Source organism: Agromyces sp. NPDC058484 (assembly GCF_042720415.1).
Classification (GTDB): Bacteria; Actinomycetota; Actinomycetes; order Actinomycetales; family Microbacteriaceae; genus Agromyces.
The window spans coordinates 101,299-122,835 of the sequence record NZ_JBHXMP010000010.1; the positions used below are offsets into that span (position 1 = coordinate 101,299).

Sequence of the window (21,537 nt, forward strand, 5' to 3'; positions counted from 1 at the left end):
AACGTGCGTGCACCAGCCTACCCAGCCGGGTCTCACCGGCCCTCCGTTCGGTGCGTCCGGAAGATCGCGGTCGACCGCATCGACAACCCGCCCACCGAACGCAGGATGAGAGCCGGATCACCGCGTGCTGGAGGGGTGATCCTGCTCTGGTCCTGCACAAGCGTGCGGCGACGCGGGCAGTCCGACTGGGGGATCCCGATACATGTCGGGCCCCGGCGGCGCTCCTCGATCACCGGATGTCGCCTGGCGGCGCTACTCGATCAGCGGCGCTCAGCCGATCTCGACGAAGGCGTTGTCGATGAGGCGGGTAGAGCCGACCAGGGCGGCGACCAGCACGAGAGCGCGGCCACGGTAGTCGTCGGGAACGGGCAGGAGGGTATCGGGGTCCACGACGACGAAGTAGTCGAGGGTCACCCCGTCGTGGTCGCCGAACGCGGCGACCCCCTCGGCGAGCAGCTCGGACGGGCCGGCGGATGCCGCGGCATCCGCTGCGCGCAGCGACTCCACGAGCACCAGCGCCGCTCGGCGCTGCTCGGCGTCGAGGTAGCGGTTGCGGCTCGAGCGGGCGAGGCCGTCGGGCTCGCGCACGATCGGCACGGTCTCGATGCGCACGGGCAGGTCGAGATCGGCGACCATGCGCGAGACGAGGAACACCTGCTGCGCGTCCTTCTGGCCGAAGACCGCGACATCGGGCAGCACGATGCCGAAGAGCTTCGCGACGACCGTGAGCATGCCGTCGAAATGGCCCGGGCGCGACGCGCCCTCGTAGCGAGAGCCGATCGGACCGGCGTGCACGGTCGTGCCGCCGGCGCCTCCGCGCGGGTACATCTCGTCGACGTGCGGCGCGAACACCGTGTCGACCCCGAGCGCCGTGAGTGCCGCGACATCCGCGTCGAGGCTGCGGGGGTACCGCGCGAGGTCCTCGCCGGGACCGAACTGGAGCGGGTTGACGAAGATCGACACGACGACGACGTCGGCGAGCTCGCGCGCACGGCGCACGAGGGCGAGGTGGCCGTCGTGCAGCGCCCCCATGGTGGGAACGAGGGCGACGGATGCCCCGCCCGCACGCCGCTCGGCGAGCGTCGCCCGGAGTGCTGCGATCGTCGGCACCACGCGCGTGCCCGCGGCGACCTCGGTCACACGCCACCTCCCAGGGGCCGATCGGGGCCGGCCTCGTCGATCGTGCCGGCCGCGTCGATCGGGCCGGCCTCGTCGATCGTACCCGTCGCATCGATGAGCGGGCCGGGGTCGTGTCGTGAGAGCGCGTTCTCGACGGCGCTCCGCACCAGTGGGGCGAGCACCGAGCCGGGGCGGCGCACGCCGATCCCATCGAGAAGGCCGCTCGCCTGATCGACGATCGCGCTCGAGAACGACACGGCCGTGTCGATCGCCTCGCCGTAGGCCTCCCGGTCGCCCTCGGCGACGACGAACGGCTCGCCGCCCATCTCCACGACGAGCGCCTGTCCGATGGGCAGCACGGGCGCCGGGGCCGTGACGGCGAACCAGGTGCCGGGCAGGCGGGCGAGATCGATGCTCGTTCCGGTGAAACTCATCGCGGGGTGCACCGCGAGCGGGATCGCCCCGGCGCGGAGGGCCGGCCCGAGCACACCCGTGCCGTACCGCGCCGCGGTGTGCAGCACGATCTGCCCGGGCTGCCATACGCCGGCGTCGGCGAGGCCGGCGACGAGCGCCTCGAGCTCGGCCTCGGGCACGGCGAGGAGCACGAGCTCGCTGCGCTCGACGACGTCGGGGATCGGCAGCACCGGCACCGACGGGAGAATGGCCGCAGCGCGTTCGCGGCTCGCCTCGGACACGGTCGCGATCCCGGTGAGAGCGTGCCCGGCGCCGGCGAGCGACGCCGCGAGCACCGCACCGACCCGGCCTGCGCCGACGGTGCCGACGCCCAGGCGCCCCGCGCGCTCAGCGGGCATCGGCGGACTCCGCTCGAACGCCCGCGCCCCAGTGGTGCGAAGTGTCGTTCGCGGCCCGTTCGACCGCTTCGCCGGCGAGCCGCTCGAACAGCCCGGCCGCCTCGGCGCGGTCGGCGACCGGGAGCACGGCCGTGACCGGCCCGGTGACGGTGTGGATGCGCACGGCGGCGAGCCGCAGCATCCGCTGGATCGGGCCGACCGTCACCGCGACCGACTGCATGCGCGCGAGCGGTACGAGGGTGAGGCTGCGCAGCAGCCAGCCGCGGCGCAGCAGGGCGACCCCGCCGGTGGCCGCCCAGCCGATGCGGCGCCATGAGAACGGGCGGATCCATGCCGCACGCTGCGGCGTGCGCGAGTAGCCGCCGTCGCCGTCGCCGCCCAGGAGTCCGGCGTCGACGAGGGGTTCGACGGCGGATGCCGCATCGGGAAGCAGCAGCCGGAGCACGCGGTGCACGTCGGCGAGTGTGCCGACCGGGAGCACGAGCGTGCGCTGGGCTGCGTCGTTGGACGCGGACACCGACTGGCCGGCCACGTTGATGTGGATGGACCACCAGCCGAACGGCCGCCAGAGGATCCACTGCCGAACCTCGACCGCGTGGATGCGTCCCGGAGGGATGGTCTGGTTGCCGGTCGAGAGCAGGCCGTGTCCGATGCGGACCCCGTCGGGGGTGCCCGCGATCGAGTAGCGCAGCGACTTCGTGATGCGGTTCCAGGCGTAGCTCACGAGGCCGATCGCGGCGGGCACGAAGGAGAAGAGCACCCAGAGCTGCCCGGTCGAGAGGCCGACCGCGATGACGGCGATGAGGATGACGATCCACACCGTCGAGCCGCCGAGCAGGGTCGAGCCGATCACGCGACCGAGCGGCAGGTGCACGACCGACTCGGGAGGCGCGAGCGAAGGATCGAGCTCGGGCGCGAGGAACTCGTCGACGCGGTGGCCGATCACCGCCGACACGGGCGTGCGGCCCTCGCGAGCGGCTGCCTCGTCGGCGCCGGCGCCATGCGGGGTGCCTGCGGCATCCGCCGCATCCGCCGCATCCGCCGCCTTCGCCGCCTTCTCGGCCTTCTCGGCCCGGGCACCCGAGGCCATCCGCAGGATGTCGGCGCGCAACCCGTCGGCGAGCGCGGAGCCGAGGTAGGAGAGCTGCACGTTCGCGGACTGCCCTGCGACCGACACCTCGAGCTTCGCCGTTCCGAAGAGCCGCGCGAACACCGGCCGGGTGACGTTGATGCCCTGGATCCGGTCGAGCCGAGCGCTGCGGTGCGAGCGGAACAGGATGCCGCTGCGCACCTCGACTGCCTCGTGCGTGACGCGGAAGGTGTGCATGCGCCACGACAGCCAGAACCCGACGATGACCGCGACGATGACGACGGCGAGCCCGGCGATCGCCCAGCCCACGAGGCCCTGCGTGACGATGCCGCCGATCGGGTCGTTGGCCCAGTCGCCCCGCCAGGCCCCGAACCGTTCGTCGACGTCGCCGCGAACCTCGGGTGCGAAGATCACGAGGAACATGTCGACGAGCCGCTCGCGGAGGTTCGCGATGATGAAGCCGAGCACCGCGATGAACACGAGTCCGCCGCGCAGCAGTGGGCTCGCCGGATGCAGCCGGTGCCACTCGCCGTCGGCGAGGTTCGTGACCAGGTCGGGTCGCACGGTTGCGCTCACAACCCCGCCCGGCGGGTCTCGGCGAGGGCGACGAGCTCGTCGCGCAGCCGGTCGGCCTCCTCCATCGGCAGCCCGGGCACGGTGACGGCGGTGGATGCCGCGGCCGTCACGAACTTGAGGTCGGCCAGTCCGAGCGCGCGCGCGACGGGTCCGCGAGTGATGTCGACGAGCTGCATGCGGCCGTAGGGCACGGCGACCTGCCGCTGGAACATGATGCCGCGACGGAAGAGCAGGTCGTCCTCACGCAGGCGGTAGCCGATCGAACGCACGCGCCTCGGCTCGAGAGCGATGCCGACGATCGAGACGACGCCGACCGCGATGGCGGCCCACAGCGCCCACCACTGCCCCCACAGCAGGTACGCGATCACGAACGCACCGACGAAGATCGCCATGCCGACGATCGACCCGACGACCTCGACGACGACGTACTTCGGCGAGACGCGCAGCCACCCGGTGTCGGATGGCGCGGCGGGCGGTTCGGGGGTCACCGCGTCGGCCCCTGGCGTCACGGCGGCGGGCCGGGGCGTCGCGGCGGCGGGCTCGGGCGCCACCGCGGCGGGCCCGGGCGTCGCCGCGGCATCCGGCGCAGTGGACTCCGACCCATGTCGCTCTGCGTCGTCGAAAACCTCAGGCATGCGCCTGCTCCTCCTTCTCGGGTTCGGTGTCGTCGGGCGGAAGCGTGCAGAAGCGCTCGGCGATGAGTCCGCCCGCGAGCAGGAGCCCCGCGCCGATCGCGGTCGCGAGCGCGAGCCAGACCGTGGCGGGCACGATACTCCGGGTGAGGAGGAACATCGTGATGCCGAGGCCGAAGCCGAACACGAGCGCGCCGCTCAGGCTGCACGCCTTCGCGAGCACGGCCGTGCGCATCGCCCGGAACGGATCGAGGTGCTTCGTCGTCTTGCCCTTCACCGCGCGGCGGACGGGCCACGCGAGCGCCACGACGATCACCGCGACGCCCACGAGGGTCACCGGCAAGGACAGGGGCGGCACGATCGCCTTGCCACCCGCCGACACCGCTGCGAGGTCGCCGAGATAGCCGGCGACGAAACCCGCCAGCGCGAAGGCGACGATCGACGACGCGTGTGTGCGCTTCATCGGCGCACCACCTCGTCGTGGGCCGCGAGCCGCAACGCGGCCACGGATCCGCGACCCGCGAGCACCGCATCGGGTTCGATGTCGAGCCACGGCTGCAGGACGAAGGCCCGCTGCCAGGCGCGCGGGTGCGGCAGCACGAGCCGATCGTCGGCGAGCACGCGACCGCCGAAGTCGATGAGGTCGAGGTCGAGCGTGCGGTCGCCCCAGTGCTCGGCGCGGACGCGGCCGTGTTCGGTCTCGATCGCCTGCAGCACGTCGAGCAGGTCGTGCGGCTCGAGGGTCGTGTCGACGGCGAGGACGCCGTTCAGGTAGCCGGGGGCGTCGTGGTCGACCCCGTCGCCTCTGATGGCGGGCGTCTCGTACACCGGCGACACCGCCACGAGGGTGACGCCCTCGGTGCCGGCGAGCGCACGCGTCGCCGACGCGATGGTCGCCTCGCGGTCGCCCAGGTTCGCCCCGAACGCGATGACGGCGTGCGTCATGCCCGCCCCCGCACGATCGTGACCGCGACATCCGTGAACGGCACCGAGATGGGCGCCTCGGGCTTGTGCACCGTGACCTCGACCTCCTCGACGGCCGGGTACCCGAGAGCGACGGCCGCGACGCGCTCGGCCACGGTCTCGATGAGGTCGACCGGGTCGCGTCGCACGGCGGCGGCGACGGCCTCGGCGAGCTCGCCGTAGTGCACGGTGCGATCGAGGTCGTCGGCGGATGCCGCGGCGGCGAGGTCGACCGCGACGCTCACGTCGATCACGAACTCCTGGCCCTCGGCGCGCTCGAAGCCGAAGACGCCGTGGTGCGCACGGACGCGCACACCCGTGAGGGTGATGCGATCGCCCGGTGTTCGATTGCGCAGTTCAGCCACGTCGTCCACTCTGCCACGCCCCGAGGACGTCGAGCGCGCACCGCGTGCCGCGAACGTCGTGCACGCGGACGCCCCAGGCTCCGGCCTGCGCCGAGAGGACGCTCACGACGGAGGTCGGCAGGTCACGCTCCTCGACGGCGGCCTCGCCGGGGAGCAGCGCACCGAGGAATCGTTTGCGCGACGCACCGACGAGGATGGGGAGGCCGAGCTCCGCAAGCACGTCGAGACGGCCGAGGAGTTCCCAGTTCTGCCGACCGCGCTTGGCGAAGCCGAGGCCGGGGTCGAGGATGACCCGCTCGGGCTCGACGCCCGCTGCGACGAGCGCGTCGACGCGGGCCGCGAGCTCGTCGCGCACCTCGGTCGCGACGTCGGAGTACTCGGCGAGCGCGTCCATCCGGTCGGAGTGCCCGCGCCAGTGCATGGCCACGTAGGTCGCACCGGTCTCGGCGGCGACCGGTGCCATCGCGGCATCCGCGAGCCCGGCGGACACGTCGTTGATGATCTCGGCGCCCGCCTCGACGGCGGCGCGGGCGGTCGCGGCGCGCATGGTGTCGACGCTCACGCGGATGCCGCGGCCGGCCAGTTCTCGCACGACGGGAACGACGCGGCGCAGCTCCTCGTCGGGCTCGACCCGTGCGGCGCCCGGACGCGTGGACTCGCCGCCGACGTCGAGGATGTCGGCGCCGTCGGCGACGAGCTCGAGCCCGTGCGCGACGGCCGCGTCGGCGTCGAACCAGCGACCGCCGTCGCTGAAGGAGTCGGGGGTGACGTTGACGACGCCCATGACGAGCGTCGGCCCCCTGAGCTCGTCGAAGGGAGCCCCGGCGTTCGCTTCGACAGGCTCAGCGAACTCTCGTTCCTCAGGCATCCGGACGCGCCCCGATCAGGGCGATGATCTCCGCACGTGCGGTCGGCTCGGCGAGGGTGCCACGGCTCGCGATCGTGATCGTGGAACTGCGTTCCTGCCGCGGCCCGCGCGTCGTGACGCAGCGGTGCTGCGCGTCGAGGACGACGAGCACGCCCCTCGGATGCAGGCCCGCCTCGAGCGTGTCGGCGATCTCCTCGGCGAGCCGCTCCTGCAGCTGCGGGCGGGCCGCGAGCGTGTCGATGACGGCGGGGATGCGGCCGAGCCCGACGACCCGGTCACCGGGCAGGTACGCCACGTGCGCCGTGCCGACGAACGGCAGCAGGTGGTGCTCGCACACCGACCGGAACGCGAGGTCGCGAAGCACCACCGCGTCGGAGGTGGCCGGCACGCCTTCCTCCGACGCGCCGAGCGGCACGCTGTCGGCGAGGTGGGTCAGCGGGTCGAGCTGGAGGCCGCCGAAGAACTCGGCGTAGGCTTCGGCGACCCGCTTCGGCGTGCGCTCGAGCCCGGGCCGGCCGGGATCCTCGCCGATGGCGAGGAGGATCTCGCGGACGGCGCGCTCGATGCGCTCGGTGTCGACACCGGCCATGGCACCCCCTCTTCGGGTCGGCGGGCGGCTACGCGGTCGCGGGGCGCGACGTCGTGCGGGGTGCACGCGACGCGGCCGGCTCCTCGACGGGCGTCTGTCCCGAGTCGACGCCGCCGTCGACGGCACCCTGGTCGATCGGCATCTTCTGGGTCGGGAACGAGATCGGCGGACGGTCGGAGACCGGGCGCTTGTCGCTCGAGAGCCAGAGCGGGCGCTCGGGGAGCCGCTTGACGTCCTTGAAGATCGCCGCGATCTGGTTGTGGTCGAGCGTCTCGTGCTCGAGGAGCTCGGCCGCGAGCACGTCGAGGATGTCACGGTTCGCGTTGAGCACCTCCCACGCCTCGTCGTGCGCCTGCTCGATGAGGGCGCGAACCTCGAGGTCGACCTTCTCGGCGACCTCCTCGGAGTAGTCGCGCTGGTGGCCCATGTCACGGCCGAGGAAGACCTCGCCCTGCGACTGGCCGAGCTTCACCGCGCCGACGTTCGCGCTCATGCCGTACTCGGTGACCATCTTGCGGGCCGTCGCCGTCGCCTTCTCGATGTCGTTCGAGGCGCCCGTGGACGGGTCGTGGAAGACGATCTCCTCGGCGACGCGGCCGCCCATCGCGTAGGCGAGCTGGTCGAGCAGCTCGTTGCGGGTGACGGAGTACTTGTCTTCGAGCGGAAGCACCATGGTGTAGCCGAGGGCGCGACCGCGCGGCAGGATCGTGATCTTGGTCACCGGGTCGGTGTAGTTCATCGCCGCCGCGGCGAGGGCGTGGCCGCCCTCGTGATACGCGGTGATGAGCTTCTCCTTGTCCTTCATGACGCGCGAGCGGCGCTGGGGACCTGCGATGACACGGTCGACGGCCTCGTCGAGGGCGCGGTTGTCGATGAGCTGCGCGTTCGAGCGGGCCGTGAGCAGGGCCGCCTCGTTGAGCACGTTCGCGAGATCGGCGCCGGTGAAGCCCGGCGTCTTGCGCGCGAGCACCTCGAGGTCGACGCCGTTCGCCAGCGGCTTGCCCTTCGAGTGCACCTCGAGGATCTTCTGGCGGCCCTTGAGGTCGGGGGCGTCGACGCCGATCTGGCGGTCGAAGCGCCCGGGGCGCAGCAGTGCCGGGTCGAGGATGTCGGGGCGGTTCGTCGCGGCGATGAGGATGACGTTCGTCTTGGGGTCGAACCCGTCCATCTCGACGAGCAGCTGGTTCAGGGTCTGCTCGCGCTCGTCGTGGCCGCCGCCGAGACCCGCGCCGCGATGCCGGCCGACGGCGTCGATCTCGTCGACGAAGATGATGGCCGGCGCGTTCTGCTTGGCCTGGTCGAAGAGGTCGCGCACGCGGCTCGCGCCGACGCCGACGAACATCTCGACGAAGTCGGAACCCGAGATCGAGTAGAACGGCACGCCGGCCTCACCCGCGACGGCGCGCGCCAGGAGCGTCTTGCCGGTGCCGGGAGGGCCGTAGAGCAGCACGCCCTTGGGAATGCGCGCGCCGACCGCCTGGAACTTCGCCGGCTCCTTCAGGAACTCCTTGATCTCGTGGAGCTCCTCGATCGCCTCGTCGGCGCCGGCGACGTCGTCGAAGGTGACCTTCGGGCTCTCCTTCGAGACGAGCTTCGCCTTCGACTTGCCGAACTGCATGACGCGGTTCCCGCCGCCCTGCATGCCCGAGAGCATGATCCAGAAGAAGAGGCCGATGAGCACGAGCGGCAGGAGGATGCCGAGCATCGAGAGGAACCAGTTCGGCTGCGGCACTTCATCGTTGAAACCGTCGGCCGGGTTCGCCTCGTCGACCGCGGCGACGACGTCGCCGCCGCGCGGCGTGACGTAATAGAACTGCACCTGCGTGCCGAGCTTCTCGTCGGCCTCGGCGAGCGTGAGGTCGACGCGATTCTCGCCGTCGACGATCTTCACCGCGGAGACCTTGCCGTCGTTCAGGAGCTCGAGGCCCTCCTGCGTGGAGACCTCCTTGAAGCCCGACGCGGTGATGAGGCTGGATCCGATCCACACGGCGACGATGGCGAGCAGGATGTAGATGATCGGCCCGCGCAGGATCTTCTTCATGTTCATGGTCTTGCAAGGCTACATTGGCGTCACTGGAGGCCGGCTGTCTGTTCGCTGAGGGCTGTTGCAGGGTCCACAGTGCAGCCGAGGCCCCTTCGACAGGCTCAGGGAGCGCCGGGCCGCTCGAGAACTACCTGCGCGGCGTGCAGGAGGTCGACAGCACCGGCGCGGTGACGTTCACGTCGATCTTCCCGGCCTGCTACCCGGGCCGGTGGCCGCACATCCACTTCGAGGTGTATGCGGATGTCGCGGGCGCCGTCGCCGACGGCCCGATCGTGAAGACCTCGCAGATCGCGCTGCCCGCCGAGGCGTGCGCCGCCGTCTACGCGACCGCGGAGTACGAGCAGAGCACGCGGAACGTCGCGGGGGTGAGCCTGTCGAGCGACAACGTGTTCGGCGACGACGGCGGCATCCACCAGGTCGCGACGATGTCGGGCTCGGTGGCCGAGGGGTGCACAGCGGCGCTCACGATCGGCGTGTGAGCTACTCGACCACAGCGGATGCCGCACGGCGGGTGCGCCGAAGGCCGAGCATGTACGGCAGGCCGAGGCCCGCCGCCGCGGCCGTCCTCGAGAGGCGTCCCTGCCAGGACGGCGCGGGCAGCGGTGGGAGCGAGTCCCCGAGATCTCCGACGTCCACGAAGTACTCACGCACGGTGCCGAAGCCCTCGAGTTCCTGCGCGACCTCGTGCACGGCGCCGGGCAGCGAGTCCTCAGCGGTTCGGTAGAGCTCCTCCGAGAGAAGGACGTACTCGGATATCCCGACCGGGTTCTTCAGCATGCGATGGACGAGGATGACGTCGATCCCGACGAGCTTGTGCCGCTCCCGGATGGTCTGGGTGGCCACGTCGCCGATGTGCGCCACGAACTTCAGCTTGAGGTCGGCCGCCTCCTTGCACCCCGCGCACGGGCACAGGTTCGCCGCGACGTACTGTCGCTCGAGGTGGAAGGCCCGGTGCATCGAAACGGCGGCCCGGAGGATCTCGGTGATCGCGGTGCCGTTCTCCCCTGCGCCGGCCCGGCGGGAGAGGAAGGCCGCGTCACCCTCGATCTCGATGAGGTCGAAGCCGGGGGCGGCATCGATCATCTTCTCGAGCATCCGCGCCGTGTTGACCTCGGCGTGCGCGAGGCTCATCCGATGGGAGCTCATGTAGTCGGTGTACCCACCGATGTCCGCGATCAGCAGCACAGCACGCCCGGACTCCATGCCCTAGGGTCCCACCGAAGCCAGGGAGTTCTCAACCTCGAGCCCCGCGCGGGCGCTCACGACGACCCCGGCGGCTCGCCGAATGGCTCCTTCGGGGTGTACCGATCGAGCTCACCCTCGACGACGACTGCCGCTTCCCGAGCGCTCGCGGTGTACCCCAGCACGACCTGGAGGAACTGTTCGGAGGCGAGCGCCCGCAGCCGCAGGACCCCCTTGGCCACCACCGTGGCCGTCCGGCGCGTGCGACGTAGCAGCGCGATCTCGCCGAAGCCCTCTCCCGGGCGGAGGGATGCCACGACGCGACCGTCGCCCACCACCTCGGCTTCACCCGACTCGATCACGTAGTACCGGTCGCCGAGGTCGCCCTGCGTGAACACCCGCGTGCCGGCTGCCACCGTGACGGGCTCCAGTCCGCGCGCCAGCTGCTCGATCGAGGGCAGTGGGAGGGTGCCGAGCATGGGCACGCGCCGCAGCAGCGCGATGTCCGCGTCGAGGGCGTGCACCGACCGGTCGAGGCCTCGCAATCGCCGCAACGACGCCACCGCGAGGATCGGGCACACGAGGCCGATGGCCACCAGCGCGGCCTGGACCCCGAGCCACTCGATCACCGCCGATGCGACGACCGCCCCGATCCCGATGAACATGGCGACCAGGCTCTCGAGCACGCCGAAGACGCGGGCCAGGACCTCGTCGGGGGCAAGCCTGCCGATCAGCGTGAACCCGGCGACATCGATCAGGGCATTGCCGACGCCGATGAACGCGAGCAGGCACAGGGCCGCCGCCTGCTGGGGGAAGACCCCGATGAGCGTGAGCGGCAGGCCCCAGAGGGCCACCCCGACGGCGAACCACGCACCCAGGCGGCCTGTCCCGACGAGCAGTGAAGCCGCGAGCGACCCGAGCACCGCGCCCACCCCGACGGCGGTCATCAGGGCGCCGACGCCGGGCTCTCCCGTGCCCAGCAGCTCGATCGCGATCACCACGGAGAAGACGGTGAGCGCGCCTCGCGTGAGGGCCTGCGCGGCCGCGAGCCCGAGGATGAGCGTCAGGTCGCGGCTCCGCACCACCGCCCTGACCCCATCGACTGCCTCCCTGACCAGGTTGGGACGCTTCGGCGCGGGAGGACGCGGAGGGGCGTCGTACCGGAGCCGCACCAGCAGGGCCGCCGCCCAGAACGAGGCCGCTGCCGCGACGGCGAACACGACGTCGACCCCGGTGAACTGGAGCAGGATCGCTGCCAGCAGCGGACCCACGAGCGTGGCCGCGGAATCGAGCAGTCCACGGACCACGTTCGCGCTGGCGAGCTCGTAGCCCGTGCGGCACAGCGACGGCAGGAGCGCGGAGTGCGCCGGGCGGTAGAGCGTGGCGGCGATCGTCGACAGCACGGCGAGCGCGTAGATGACCACCGGCGGTCCTGCCACCGCAACGACCACGGCGGCGGCGGCGGTCGCGACCCCCCGCACCGTCGACACGAGCACGAGCACCCGCTCGCGGCGCCCTCGGTCGGCGATCGGAGACAGCAGGGGCGCGAAGATCGCCGACGGCACCATGCGGAGCAGCCCCACCAGGCCGAGGGCCACGGGTCCGCCGTCGCGGTAGGCCACGATTCCGAGCGCCACGGTGAACGCCCACTCGGCGGTCCAGGCGCCGAGGAAGCTGAGCTGGGCGCGGCGGAGGTTCCGGTTGCGCCAGTTGCTCGTGAAGGCAGCGGCAGCGTCGCGTAGCCTGCCGCGGCGCCCGCCCTCGCCCATGGGACGACTCTAAGGCCTGAAGCCCCCGCCCGATCGGATCAATTCACGAGTACACGTGCGGCGCGAGGATGGCGACGTCGCGCAGGTTGCGGTACCGCTCCGCGTAGTCGAGGCCGTAGCCCACGACGAACCGGTTCGGGATGTCGAACCCGAGGTACTTCACCTCGACGTCGACCTTCGCGGCATCCGGCTTGCGAAGCAGTGCGCAGATCTCGACGGATGCCGCGCCCCGCGACTCGAGGTTGCCGCGAAGCCAGCTGAGGGTGAGGCCCGAGTCGATGATGTCCTCCACGATGAGCACGTGGCGGTCGGTGAGGTCGCTGTCGAGGTCTTTCAGGATGCGCACGACACCGCTCGACTGGGTGCCCGTGCCGTACGACGACACGGCCATCCAGTCCATGTTCACGTGCGGGCGCAGTTCGCGGGCGAGGTCGGCCATCACCATGACGGCGCCCTTCAGCACCCCGACGAGCAGGATGTCGCGGCCCTCGTAGTCGGTCTCGATGCGACGGGCCAGCTCGGCGAGCTTCGCGCGGATCTCGCCCTCGGTGACGAGCACCTCGGTGAGGTCGGCCTCGAGTACGCGCGTGTCCATTCGTGCTCCCAGCGGTCGTCGGCATGCATCTGCTCGGCATCGGATGCCACGAGCCTACCGCCGCGCGCGTGGCTCACCCCGTCGCCGAGAACACGATGCGGCCTGCGGCACGGCCGGCCCGGATGCCGCTCGGGAGCTCGATCGGGCCCTGCCCGTGCCAGTCGGTCACGAGCCTCGCGACCTCGAGCGTCTGCGCGCGCGTGAGCGAGACGCCGAACTCGCTCGCGACCACGTGCCGGATGATCCGCTGCCGGAGCGCCGCGGGGTTCGCGGCGAGCGCGCCGGCCGACACCGCGATGCCGGCCTCGGACGGCTCGCAGATCTCCTCGATGAACTCGTCGATCTGCGCGGTGAACGCCTCGTCGTCTTCGCGCAGCTGCTCGGCGGTGCGCACGAGCGCCTCGGCGATGCCGGGGCCGAGCTCGGTCTCGAGCATCGGCAGCACACGCTCGCGCACGCGCACCCGCGCGTACGCGGGATCGAGGTTGTGCGGGTCGTGCCACGGTTCGAGTCCGGCGTCGAGGCAGGCCCGGCGCGTGGTCGCACGCCGGATCCCGAGCAACGGCCGCGCGTAGCGGCCGGCGCGCGCGGGCATGCCCGCGAGGCTCGCCGTTCCCGACCCGCGGGCGAGTCCGAGCAGCACCGTCTCGGCCTGGTCGTCGAGCGTGTGGCCGAGCAGCACCAGCGCGGCGCCGGTCTGGGCGGCGGCCGCGTCGAGCGCGGCATACCGGGCCGAGCGAGCGGATGCCTCGGGCCCGCCCTCCCCCGCCCGGTCGACCTCGACCCGGCGCACGAGCACGGGGTCGAGCCCGAGGGCCCGTGCGGCGTCTGCCGCCGCGGACGCCACGTCGGCGGAGGCATCCTGCAACCCGTGGTCGACGATCACCGCACCGGCACGGAGTCCCGCGCGCGGCGCCTCGAACGCGGTGGCCGCTGCGAGGGCGAGCGAGTCGGCTCCGCCCGAGAGCGCGACGAGCACGAGCCCCTCGGCGGGCAGCACGCTCCGCACCGCGCGGCGCACGTCGGCGATCGGCGGAGTGAGACGCGGACGGCGTGCGGCTGCGGCCCCTTCGGCAGGCTCAGGGGACGCCGCCTGCTGATCAGGAGGCATCAAGTAACCTTATTCCGCCGATCGCGCCGCCCCCGGATATGCGGCGCGGGCCAAGCTTCCGAACCGAGGAGAGACCAGCATGGGCGAATACGCCGCCGTCATCGAGATCCCGAAGGGGAGCCGCAACAAGTACGAGGTCGACCACGAGACCGGTCGGGTCTTCCTCGACCGCGTGCTCTACACGAACTTCGTCTACCCGACCGACTACGGCTTCTTCGAGAACACGCTCGGCGACGACGGCGACCCGCTGGACGTGCTCGTGCTCACCCAGTACCCGCTCTTCCCGGGAGTGGGCGTGAAGGTGCGCCCGGTCGGCGTGTTCCACATGACCGACGACGGCGGCGGCGATGCGAAGGTCATCGCAGTGCCCGCCGGAGACCCCCGCTGGGACCAGATCCAGGACGTCGACTCGATCCCCGAGTACACGAAGAAGGAGATCGAGCACTTCTTCGAGCACTACAAGGACCTCGAGCCCGGCAAGTGGGTCAAGACCGAGGGGTGGGCGAACGCGGCCGAGGCCGAGTCGCTCATCGCGAAGGCGATCGAGGCGTTCCCCGGTCACTGACCAGGGCATGAACCGAGCGGATGTCGCGGCCACGCGACATCCGTCACCAGAAGGGGCGGGCCCGGGCGGCCCCCCCCTTCTGCGTTCCACCGCCCCGCTCCCCTCGCCGCTCCCGGCGCGGCGCGCACCCCGCCGCTCCCGGCGCGGCGCGCACCCCGCCCGCCCACTGACACGACCTTTTGACGGCTGACGACCGTTTGCACGAGTCCTCCATCCGGCAAAAGGTCGCCACGCGGGCGAGCACCCACCGCGTCGAGCGCGTACCTCAGAACAGGCGCATTCGGCGATGGCCCACGGGCAGCCCGAGCCGGCGGAGCCGTGCCACGAGCGGATCCCGTGTCCACATCTCGCTCCAGTCCCAGCGATCGAACGCGGGCACCTGACGACGCACCGCTTCTTCGCGCTTCTTCTCGCGAACGACCGTCGCCGCCGACGACGCGGCGTCTCCGCCGAGGTACTTGCCGTGGCCGTCGGCCTCACCCGCGGCACCGTGCTCCTCCCAGCTGAAGTCGAGATACGCGTTCTCGTCGAGCTCGGGTAGCCAGAGCCGGCGCTGCAACGTCGGCGCCGGAACGCCGAACTCCTCCATCACGAGCCGGCTGCAGGTCTCGAGCGGTGTCGCCGCGAGCGAAGTCGCGCGACTGAGCACCGCCTCGGTTCGCCTGCTGCCCGCATACGGCAGGAGCCGCTCATGTTCCAACCGAATGGCCTGCAGCGTCGTGCGCGGCGGCGTCGCCACCCATGGCATCGAAGCCAGCGCCGCATCGACCGCGACGAGCGCCGCACCGAAGGGTGCGTGCCGGCACAGTTGTACAAGGCTGTGTTCGAGCCCGGTCACAGCGACGCCATCAATCGACTCGACGGGGGCGTCGTCATCGGGTCGCGCCACCGCGATCGTCGTGCCCCGTCGATGTCCGTGCCGATCGGGGGACAGCATGTACACCTGGCGGGGCCAGTCGCCGATGATCGGCAGCCCGTGAATCGCGATGGCCGAGTACGACGTGAAGATCGGCGAACGGAGCGTCTGCGCGGCGGCCCTCACCTGCACGCGATAGGCGAGCGCTGCCCGTTGCGGCTTGGACAGCTTCGCAGTCTCCGCGGATGGTGCGCGGTACACGCCGCGACGGACTCGTTCGAGCGTTCCGTCGGCTACGGCCGCCGCCAACGCGGAGGTGCGTCCGGCGGCGCGAGCGTCACGCGCGAGCACGAATCCGTCACGTGTGGTCAAGAACTTCGGATGCATCCGCCCACGCTTCCAGCCCGCGGCATCCGCGACCCACGACAGCGGCCCGCATGTGGGCTCCCCTCCGCAAGCCCACCCTGTTGAGGACGACCACCGCGATCAAGCCACGACCTTTTGACTGCCCACGGCCTTTCGCGGGGGCCCTCCAGCACGCAAAACGTCGTGGCGGGGGTGGGTAGCCGCACATTGAGGTGGGAGCGCGGGTGGGCCCGCGGGGTGCGCGCGGCGTGCGCGCGGGGTGTCGGCGGTGCGGGGCGCGGGTGGGCCCGCGGGGTGCCGGCGGAGCGGGGCGCGGGTGGGCCCGTGGGGTGCGCGCGGCGTGCGCGCGGGGTGTCGGCGGAGCGGGGCGCGCGTCGGCGGGCGGGGTGCGCGCCGGGCAGCGCGCGTCAGCCGGTGGGGCGGGCGGCCGCGGCGGGCGAGCCCCAGATGAAGTACTCGCGCACGGGCACGCCCTCGCGGGGCGCCTCGAGGATGCGTCCGCCGCCGAGGTAGAGGGCGACATGGTAGTAGTCGCCGCCGCCGCCCCAGAACAGCAGGTCGCCGCGCTGGGCCTGCGAGACCGGGACCGCCAGGCCGCGCCCCGCGAGGGTGCGGTACTGGTTCGTCGCCGAGTGCGTGCCGATGTGGATGCCCGCGTAGGCGTAGGCGGCCTTCGTGAGTCCCGAGCAGTCCCACACGTCGGGACCCGCGCCGCCGAGCACGTACGGCTCGCCGAGCTGCTGGCTCGCGAACCAGATCGCCGCCTCGACGGCTCCCGCGTTCGGCGGCGCCGGGTCGGGCGCGGGCGCAGGCGCGGGCGCGGGCCCGCCGCCGCCAGGTGCGGGGGCAGGTGCCGGTTGCGCAGGCCGGCCCGGCTGCGCGGTGACCGATGTCGCGGCAGCGGCAGCAGCAACGGCAACGGCGGCGGCCGCCGCCTCCGCCTCGTGCGCCTGCCCCTCGACCCGCCGGCGTTCGAGCTCGGCCGTGGTGTCCTTCAGGCTCGCGAGCTGGGCGTAGAGCTCCGCGGACTTCTGCTCCTGCACGGCGAGCGCGGCGTTCGCGGCATCCGCTGCCGCCCGGGCCTCGTCGGCCCGGGTCTGGGCGAGCGTCGCGAGGCGGGAACGTTCTGCCGCGGCATCCGCCGCCTGTTCGCGGAGCGCGTCGGCCGTGTTGCGGTCGGCCGACGCCTGCTCGTACACGGTGTTCGCCTGCTCGCCGACCTTCGACGCCATGCCGAGCTGCTGCAGCAGCCCCTGCGCGTCGTCGCCGGCGAAGACGAGCTCGGTGGCGAGGTCGTTGCCCGCCGTCTTCGCGAGGTGCGCGGCGAGCAGGCCGGCGCGGATCTTCGAGATCTCGGCGACGGCGTCGGCCTCGTCGGCCTGCCTGGCGAGCGTGCGCTCGCGCTCCGCCGCACGGTCGCGCTCGTCGACGGCGATGCGCCAGGCCTCGTCGGCCATCATCGACGCCTGCACCGCGGCATCCGCAGCCTGCTGCAGGCCGGTGAGCAACTCGGCGACACGGGCGATCTCGGCCTGCTTGGTCTGCTCGTTCTGCTTGGCGTGCTCGATCTCGCTCCACGACGGGTAGTCGGGCTCGGCCATCGCGGGGCCGCCTGCGGCCACCACCGAGGCCGTGACGGCGCCGACCGCGACGGTCGAGAACACGGTCGCGGGCTTCACCCGCGAGACCGGGCGGGTGCGTTGCTCAGCCAAGGTCGATCCCCCGATCCGACATGAACGGGATCGGGTTGATGCGACCGCCGCCCACGTACACCTCGAAGTGCAGGTGGCATCCGGTCGAGGCGCCCGTCGTGCCGCTCGATGCGATGTTCTGCCCCGATTCGACCCATTCGCCGGTGCCGACGAAGGTGCCGCCGTCGCGGATGTGCGCGTACCCGGTCCACACCCCGCCGCCGTGGTCGATCTGCAGGTAGTTGCCGTAGGTACCCGACCAGCCGGCGTACCGCACGACGCCGCTGTTGGCGGAATAGATCGGCGCGGAGCATCCGGTGCCGAGGTCGACGGCGTAGTGGAAGGAGTTCGAGCATCCGCCGCCCGTGCAGATGGAGCCACGCGCGCCATATCCTGACGTGATGCTGCCCCATGCGGGCAGCGCCCAGCCCGAGGAGGCCGGCGTTCCCGGCGAGCCGCTGCGGAGAGCCTCCTGCCGGCGTCGCTCCTCCTCCTCCTTGCGGATGCGCTCGCCCTCCTGGTAGGCGGCGGCGGTCTGCGCCTCGGTGTCCTGGAGGAACTTCAGCTGCTGGTCGAGCTCGATCTTCTTCGCCTGCGACTCGGCGAGCGCCGCCTCGGCCGCAGCCTGCGCTGCCTGCGCCACGGCGAGCGCCTCCTCGGCGGCGATGCGCAGCTTCTCCCGCTCGGCGCGGGCCACCTCGGCCTGGTCGGCGAGCGACCGCGCCGCGTTCTGCTTCTCCTGCGCCCGGTTGTAGATGCCCGAGGTGCGCTCGACCATCTTCTCCATGCTGCCGAGCTTCGCGAGCAGGGCCTCGGTCGCCGCCGCGTCGCCCGCGTCGAGGAACAGGTTCACGCCCACGTCGCCGGTGCCCGCGCGGTAGAGCTGCGCGGCGACCTGCCCCGCGTTCTTCTCCGCGGCGGCGGCCTCGGCGGCGGACGCGTCGGCTTGCGCCTGGATCTGGTCGGCCCGCGCCACCGCGTCGTCGAACCGCTGCTGGGCCTCGATGAGCTCGTCGGTGCGGCGCTCGGCCTCGGCGCGAGTCGCCGCGACGTTCACCTCGAGCTGCGCAATGAGCGAAATGACCTGTTGCACCGCCGCGGCGCCCGCGGCGGTGTTCGCCTTCGCGGCCTCCACCTCGTCCCACGTCGGATACGTCGCGGCCTGGGCGCCCGCCGGCACGACGACCGCGGTGACGGTGGCCATCGCCGCGATCGAGAGCGCGGCCATCACGCGTCGCGCACGTCGATGGAGGGTGTGCCGGCGCGGTGCGCGATCGCCCGACGCACGACGAGCCCCACCGCCGGGGGTCGTTCGGACGCGGGCTGTCGGCCTGCGTTCGGTCGTTCGGCTCATCGGTTCCCCGGTCCCGCGGGCTCTGTCCCCGCGCTCCTCGCTCTCGTGCGGGCACTGGCAGCCCTCACGATAGGTGCGGCTTGCACGGTTTCCGGGCATTTCAGACGCGTGTGGCGGATGCCGCAGGCGGGGGCTCGGGGCATCCGCCGCCCTTGTACTTGCATTCGTTTTGCCAATGCGCCGGATGGCACGTATGCTTGGCTCTCGGCGGTCGAGCCCTCGGGCAAGACCACCCGGCCCCATCGTTTAGTGGCCTAGGACACCGCCCTTTCACGGCGGCAGCACGGGTTCGAATCCCGTTGGGGTCACACGACGAAGTCCACTACAATTGAACAGCCCGGTGTCGCGAGACACCACACGAGGCCCTGTAGCGCAGTTGGTTAGCGTGCCGCCCTGTCACGGCGGAGGTCGCGGGTTCAAGTCCCGTCAGGGTCGCTCAGGCGACAAGCCCTTTCCCTTACGAGAGAAGGGGCTTTCGCCTTATCGAGGCACTTGGTTCGATTTCGATCGGTCGGATGCCGCGAGGCTCTGTAGCTCAGTTGGTAGAGCGTTCGACTGAAAATCGAAAGGTCACCGGATCGATGCCGGTCGGAGCCACAGTTGAAACCCCCGGGTGACCGGGGGTTTTTTCCTGTCAGCGAGTCATTCCGCGAGGCCGCCGGTGAGGTTGTGCCATTAATGTGCCATTAAGGTTGGCGGGGCTCCGCTCATTGGTTCGCTGCGATGTTCTGGCGCCCGCGCTCTTGAGCGCGTCGTTTAGGGCGGCACCGGTACGGAGCGCGACGCCCTCGCGGGCGCGCGAGTAGCGCTCGGTGACCTGCAGGCTCGAGTGGCCGAGCGTCGCCTGCACGTCGGGCGCGCTGGCGCCGGCGTCGAACAGGATCGTCGCGAAGGTGTGCCGCAGGTCATGGATGCGCAGGTCGGGCCGGCCGATGGCCTCGCGAAGCGTCTCCCAGTCGGCTCCTCGTCGCCCATTGTGGTTGGTGAGCCGACCACCGTCGGGGCCCGCGAACAGCAGGTCGCTCGCCTGCTTGCCCCTCGCGGCGGCCTCGGCGTACGGACGTAGCGCGTCGATCAGTGGCACGTCGCGAGACTTGTGGCTCTTCGGCGACTGCTCGATCAGTTCGCCGCGCTGGCCGGGACTCAGCGACCGGCTGACCCGGATGATGCCGCGCTCGAAGTCGACATCGCCGACGCGCAACGCGGTCGCCTCCCCCGCCCGCATGCCGGTGTAGACGAGAGCCGCGAGGTAGCCGCGGTAGGCGCCTTCGGGAACAAGGTCGAGCAGCACGCTGATCTGGTCGAGCGTGAGCGCGCGCGAGACCGGCGAGATCGACTCGCGCATGCTCGGCCGCTTGACCTCCCTCGCCGGGTTGAAGTCGATGAACCGCGAGCGGCGGGCGCCGTCGAGCAGGCGCGAAAGCACGGCGAGCGCGTCGTTCTTCGCGGATGCCCCGCCCGACCAGGCCACCATCGCGGATTCGATCATCGGCGAGGTGATGTCCTCGAGCCGGTGACGGCCCAGGCTCGGCTTCACGCGGAGTCGCCAGGCCACGCCGTAACTGCGTGCCGTCGCCGGGCGCACGGATGACTCGATCGCCGGCCAGTACTTCTCGTACCACTGCTCGAGCGTCATCGAGCCGTTCGGGTTGCGACCCGCGACCATCTTCGCGAGTTCGCGCTTGGCCTCGGCGAGGGTGAGGAAGGTACGGGAGCGCTCGGCCGCACCGCCCTCGACGCTCGGGCCGACGACCCGGATCTGGTACCGCTGACGGTCGGCGCGCCAACGGATGCCCTCCGGGAGCGGCCGGCCCGTGCGCGGATCGACCCGCGACGGGGTGTCCTTCGTCGGCCGCCCGGCCATCAGTGTTCCGTTCCACCCCGCGCGAGCAACTCGTCGATCGTGTCGGCGCTCCAGAGCAGGTGCTTGCCCATGCGGGCGTCGGGCTCGGGGATGAGCCCGTCGTGGCGCAGCTTGTCGAAGCTCGAGACCGGGATGCGACACCGCTCGGCCGCCTCGACCCGACTCAGGTACTCGACCCTCCAAGCAGTGTCGGCCATGACGCTCCCCCTCGACTCATCGGCCGCCGGCTGGCATCTCGTGCATGCCGACCCACACGCGGCTATTTGCAAGTACCTGAGATTATCACCGCGCGCGGGTTTCGGCAAGTATCTGAGTTAGGTGGCTAGACTCGACGCATGCCCGGCACCCCGCGCCGCCCAGGCGATCAGTCGCACGACGACCTCCTGCACCAAGACGACCTCCCCGAGGGCTGGTACCTGCACCTCGGCTTCCCGGGTGACCGCGACGACGACCCGTCGCTCGAGATCGACGAACTGCTCGGCTACAACCGATGGCTCACCATGGAGCATGAGCAGTACCGCGTCGCCGAGTCCGACCAGAACGAGACGATCGACGGCCGCTGGCGATACATCGAACACACTGCAACGCGCACACGCGTCATGATCCGCCTGCAGCGCCAGACGTTCGCCGTACCGGAGGAGGTGCGCATCACGGGCGTTATCTACCTCCCCTGGCGGGCCGGCGACCCGATCACGAGTCAGCTCCTTCGCGAGCTGCCGACCGCCCGCATCGAGGCCGCGATCAACAAGCGCCTCTTCGCGATGAAGCGCACCGAGACAATCACCGGCGGCAAGATCGTGCTGCCCTCGGGTCATAAGATCAGCCAGCGCGACCTGCTCAAGCCCCTCGGTGACCCGAAGAAGGTGGCGGACTTCTACGAGCTGGTCGCGCTGCAGCACGGCCGGCTCACCCGAGAGGGCGACGCGAACCCGAGCGCGACGATGGCGGAGATCAACAGCGTCGCGCTGTCCACCGTCCAAGGCTGGATCACGAAGGCGCGCGACCGCGGGTTGCTGCCACCCGGTCGGCGCGGCCGCGCAGGCTAGCCACCGCCACGTTGAGCCCGCACCGAACGCTAGCCCCCAATGGTGGCGCTACCCCATCGGCCTTGACTCGGGCAGTATCA

Annotated in this window: 22 protein-coding genes and 3 tRNA genes; 6 read left to right on the forward strand and 19 right to left on the reverse strand. The window is 71.6% G+C overall.

The window, feature by feature from the left end; genetic code table 11:
* Window positions 1–270: 270 nt before the first annotated feature.
* From panC to ftsH, 10 genes are all read right to left on the reverse strand, one after another.
* Window positions 271–1,140, reverse strand: coding sequence for a pantoate--beta-alanine ligase (panC, locus tag ACFWN7_RS10190; RefSeq protein ID WP_376938692.1), 870 nt, complete (start codon window positions 1,138–1,140; stop codon window positions 271–273).
* Window positions 1,137–1,931, reverse strand: a complete 795-nt coding sequence (locus ACFWN7_RS10195; protein WP_376938693.1) for a Rossmann-like and DUF2520 domain-containing protein — start codon at window positions 1,929–1,931, stop codon at window positions 1,137–1,139. Before ACFWN7_RS10195 ends, panC begins: the two co-directional genes overlap by 4 nt.
* Entirely contained in the window at window positions 1,921–3,597 is a 1,677-nt protein-coding gene (locus ACFWN7_RS10200) for a PH domain-containing protein (protein WP_376938694.1), read from the reverse strand. The genes ACFWN7_RS10195 and ACFWN7_RS10200 overlap by 11 nt, the downstream gene beginning before the upstream one ends.
* Window positions 3,594–4,106, reverse strand: a complete 513-nt coding sequence (locus ACFWN7_RS10205) for a PH domain-containing protein (RefSeq protein ID WP_376938718.1) — start codon at window positions 4,104–4,106, stop codon at window positions 3,594–3,596. Before ACFWN7_RS10205 ends, ACFWN7_RS10200 begins: the two co-directional genes overlap by 4 nt.
* Window positions 4,107–4,224: 118 nt before the next feature.
* Window positions 4,225–4,692 (reverse strand): DUF3180 domain-containing protein, encoded by a 468-nt coding sequence (locus ACFWN7_RS10210; protein ID WP_376938695.1) that lies wholly within the window; start codon window positions 4,690–4,692, stop codon window positions 4,225–4,227.
* Complete coding sequence (gene folK, locus ACFWN7_RS10215; protein WP_376938696.1) at window positions 4,689–5,174, reverse strand: 2-amino-4-hydroxy-6-hydroxymethyldihydropteridine diphosphokinase; 486 nt, start codon at window positions 5,172–5,174, stop codon at window positions 4,689–4,691. Before folK ends, ACFWN7_RS10210 begins: the two co-directional genes overlap by 4 nt.
* Window positions 5,171–5,557, reverse strand: a complete 387-nt coding sequence (gene folB, locus ACFWN7_RS10220; RefSeq protein WP_376938697.1) for a dihydroneopterin aldolase — start codon at window positions 5,555–5,557, stop codon at window positions 5,171–5,173. The genes folK and folB overlap by 4 nt, the downstream gene beginning before the upstream one ends.
* Entirely contained in the window at window positions 5,550–6,341 is a 792-nt protein-coding gene (gene folP, locus ACFWN7_RS10225) for a dihydropteroate synthase (RefSeq protein ID WP_376938719.1), read from the reverse strand. Before folP ends, folB begins: the two co-directional genes overlap by 8 nt.
* Before the next feature lie 76 nt (window positions 6,342–6,417).
* A complete protein-coding gene (folE, locus tag ACFWN7_RS10230) occupies window positions 6,418–7,014 on the reverse strand; it encodes a GTP cyclohydrolase I (RefSeq protein ID WP_376938698.1) in 597 nt (198 codons plus the stop codon).
* Window positions 7,015–7,042: 28 nt separating this feature from the next.
* Window positions 7,043–9,061, reverse strand: coding sequence for an ATP-dependent zinc metalloprotease FtsH (ftsH, locus tag ACFWN7_RS10235; RefSeq protein ID WP_376938699.1), 2,019 nt, complete (start codon window positions 9,059–9,061; stop codon window positions 7,043–7,045).
* A 137-nt stretch (window positions 9,062–9,198) separates the two neighbouring features.
* Between ftsH and ACFWN7_RS10240 the strand changes: the two genes are divergently transcribed.
* Entirely contained in the window at window positions 9,199–9,537 is a 339-nt protein-coding gene (locus ACFWN7_RS10240; RefSeq protein ID WP_376938700.1) for a hypothetical protein, read from the forward strand.
* Window position 9,538: 1 nt separating this feature from the next.
* Here ACFWN7_RS10240 and ACFWN7_RS10245 read toward each other — a convergent pair whose 3' ends face one another.
* The 4 genes from ACFWN7_RS10245 to tilS form a co-directional block, all read right to left on the reverse strand.
* Window positions 9,539–10,204 (reverse strand): DUF2652 domain-containing protein, encoded by a 666-nt coding sequence (locus ACFWN7_RS10245; protein ID WP_376938701.1) that lies wholly within the window; start codon window positions 10,202–10,204, stop codon window positions 9,539–9,541.
* A 113-nt stretch (window positions 10,205–10,317) separates the two neighbouring features.
* A complete protein-coding gene (locus ACFWN7_RS10250; protein ID WP_376938702.1) occupies window positions 10,318–12,009 on the reverse strand; it encodes an MFS transporter in 1,692 nt (563 codons plus the stop codon).
* A gap of 43 nt (window positions 12,010–12,052) precedes the next feature.
* Window positions 12,053–12,604 (reverse strand): hypoxanthine phosphoribosyltransferase, encoded by a 552-nt coding sequence (gene hpt / locus ACFWN7_RS10255; RefSeq protein WP_376938703.1) that lies wholly within the window; start codon window positions 12,602–12,604, stop codon window positions 12,053–12,055.
* Window positions 12,605–12,677: 73 nt separating this feature from the next.
* The gene (tilS, locus tag ACFWN7_RS10260; protein ID WP_376938704.1) at window positions 12,678–13,715 is read right to left on the reverse strand and encodes a tRNA lysidine(34) synthetase TilS; all 1,038 of its coding nucleotides are present in this window, start codon (window positions 13,713–13,715) and stop codon (window positions 12,678–12,680) included.
* Window positions 13,716–13,794: 79 nt separating this feature from the next.
* Here tilS and ppa point away from each other — a divergent pair, with 79 nt between their 5' ends.
* Window positions 13,795–14,280 carry an inorganic diphosphatase gene (ppa, locus tag ACFWN7_RS10265; protein WP_376938705.1) on the forward strand — a complete coding sequence of 162 codons (486 nt, stop codon included), beginning with the start codon at window positions 13,795–13,797 and terminating at the stop codon, window positions 14,278–14,280.
* 265 nt (window positions 14,281–14,545) lie between these two features.
* Here the strand turns inward: ppa and ACFWN7_RS10270 are convergent, their stop codons facing one another.
* The 3 genes from ACFWN7_RS10270 to ACFWN7_RS10280 all read right to left on the reverse strand — a co-directional run bounded on the left by ACFWN7_RS10270 (window position 14,546) and on the right by ACFWN7_RS10280 (window position 18,397).
* Complete coding sequence (locus ACFWN7_RS10270) at window positions 14,546–15,523, reverse strand: type IV toxin-antitoxin system AbiEi family antitoxin domain-containing protein (RefSeq protein ID WP_376938706.1); 978 nt, start codon at window positions 15,521–15,523, stop codon at window positions 14,546–14,548.
* A 386-nt stretch (window positions 15,524–15,909) separates the two neighbouring features.
* Window positions 15,910–17,214, reverse strand: coding sequence for a C40 family peptidase (locus ACFWN7_RS10275; RefSeq protein WP_376938707.1), 1,305 nt, complete (start codon window positions 17,212–17,214; stop codon window positions 15,910–15,912).
* A complete protein-coding gene (locus ACFWN7_RS10280; protein WP_376938708.1) occupies window positions 17,207–18,397 on the reverse strand; it encodes a M23 family metallopeptidase in 1,191 nt (396 codons plus the stop codon). The genes ACFWN7_RS10275 and ACFWN7_RS10280 overlap by 8 nt, the downstream gene beginning before the upstream one ends.
* Before the next feature lie 385 nt (window positions 18,398–18,782).
* On the opposite strand from ACFWN7_RS10280, the gene ACFWN7_RS10285 reads away from it, so the two are divergent.
* The 3 genes from ACFWN7_RS10285 to ACFWN7_RS10295 all read left to right on the forward strand — a co-directional run bounded on the left by ACFWN7_RS10285 (window position 18,783) and on the right by ACFWN7_RS10295 (window position 19,144).
* A tRNA-Glu gene (locus ACFWN7_RS10285) sits at window positions 18,783–18,855 on the forward strand.
* A 53-nt stretch (window positions 18,856–18,908) separates the two neighbouring features.
* A tRNA-Asp gene (locus tag ACFWN7_RS10290) sits at window positions 18,909–18,982 on the forward strand.
* An 89-nt stretch (window positions 18,983–19,071) separates the two neighbouring features.
* A tRNA-Phe gene (locus tag ACFWN7_RS10295) sits at window positions 19,072–19,144 on the forward strand.
* A gap of 37 nt (window positions 19,145–19,181) precedes the next feature.
* Here ACFWN7_RS10295 and ACFWN7_RS10300 read toward each other — a convergent pair.
* Both ACFWN7_RS10300 and ACFWN7_RS10305 read right to left on the reverse strand, forming a co-directional pair.
* Window positions 19,182–20,411 (reverse strand): tyrosine-type recombinase/integrase, encoded by a 1,230-nt coding sequence (locus ACFWN7_RS10300; RefSeq protein ID WP_376938709.1) that lies wholly within the window; start codon window positions 20,409–20,411, stop codon window positions 19,182–19,184.
* On the reverse strand, window positions 20,411–20,608 hold the full coding sequence (locus ACFWN7_RS10305; protein WP_127794348.1) for an XRE family transcriptional regulator: 198 nt from the start codon (window positions 20,606–20,608) through the stop codon (window positions 20,411–20,413). Before ACFWN7_RS10305 ends, ACFWN7_RS10300 begins: the two co-directional genes overlap by 1 nt.
* Window positions 20,609–20,746: 138 nt before the next feature.
* Between ACFWN7_RS10305 and ACFWN7_RS10310 the strand changes: the two genes are divergently transcribed.
* Entirely contained in the window at window positions 20,747–21,457 is a 711-nt protein-coding gene (locus ACFWN7_RS10310) for a hypothetical protein (protein WP_376938710.1), read from the forward strand.
* Window positions 21,458–21,537: the final 80 nt, after the last annotated feature.

What these genes read in the sequence shown, in the direction of transcription:
- ACFWN7_RS10195 (WP_376938693.1), bottom strand. Translation starts at nt 1,931, where the DNA reads ATGCCCGCTGAGCGCGCGGGGCGCCTGGGCGTCGGCACCGTCGGCGCA.
- ACFWN7_RS10210 (WP_376938695.1), bottom strand. Translation starts at nt 4,692, where the DNA reads ATGAAGCGCACACACGCGTCGTCGATCGTCGCCTTCGCGCTGGCGGGT.
- folK (WP_376938696.1), bottom strand. Translation starts at nt 5,174, where the DNA reads ATGACGCACGCCGTCATCGCGTTCGGGGCGAACCTGGGCGACCGCGAG.
- folP (WP_376938719.1), bottom strand. Translation starts at nt 6,341, where the DNA reads ATGGGCGTCGTCAACGTCACCCCCGACTCCTTCAGCGACGGCGGTCGC.
- folE (WP_376938698.1), bottom strand. Translation starts at nt 7,014, where the DNA reads ATGGCCGGTGTCGACACCGAGCGCATCGAGCGCGCCGTCCGCGAGATC.
- ftsH (WP_376938699.1), bottom strand. Translation starts at nt 9,061, where the DNA reads ATGAACATGAAGAAGATCCTGCGCGGGCCGATCATCTACATCCTGCTC.
- ACFWN7_RS10245 (WP_376938701.1), bottom strand. Translation starts at nt 10,204, where the DNA reads ATGAGCTCCCATCGGATGAGCCTCGCGCACGCCGAGGTCAACACGGCG.
- ACFWN7_RS10250 (WP_376938702.1), bottom strand. Translation starts at nt 12,009, where the DNA reads ATGGGCGAGGGCGGGCGCCGCGGCAGGCTACGCGACGCTGCCGCTGCC.
- hpt (WP_376938703.1), bottom strand. Translation starts at nt 12,604, where the DNA reads ATGGACACGCGCGTACTCGAGGCCGACCTCACCGAGGTGCTCGTCACC.
- tilS (WP_376938704.1), bottom strand. Translation starts at nt 13,715, where the DNA reads ATGCCTCCTGATCAGCAGGCGGCGTCCCCTGAGCCTGCCGAAGGGGCC.
- ppa (WP_376938705.1), top strand. Translation starts at nt 13,795, where the DNA reads ATGGGCGAATACGCCGCCGTCATCGAGATCCCGAAGGGGAGCCGCAAC.
- ACFWN7_RS10270 (WP_376938706.1), bottom strand. Translation starts at nt 15,523, where the DNA reads ATGCATCCGAAGTTCTTGACCACACGTGACGGATTCGTGCTCGCGCGT.
- ACFWN7_RS10280 (WP_376938708.1), bottom strand. Translation starts at nt 18,397, where the DNA reads ATGGCCACCGTCACCGCGGTCGTCGTGCCGGCGGGCGCCCAGGCCGCG.
- ACFWN7_RS10300 (WP_376938709.1), bottom strand. Translation starts at nt 20,411, where the DNA reads ATGGCCGGGCGGCCGACGAAGGACACCCCGTCGCGGGTCGATCCGCGC.
- ACFWN7_RS10305 (WP_127794348.1), bottom strand. Translation starts at nt 20,608, where the DNA reads ATGGCCGACACTGCTTGGAGGGTCGAGTACCTGAGTCGGGTCGAGGCG.
- ACFWN7_RS10310 (WP_376938710.1), top strand. Translation starts at nt 20,747, where the DNA reads ATGCCCGGCACCCCGCGCCGCCCAGGCGATCAGTCGCACGACGACCTC.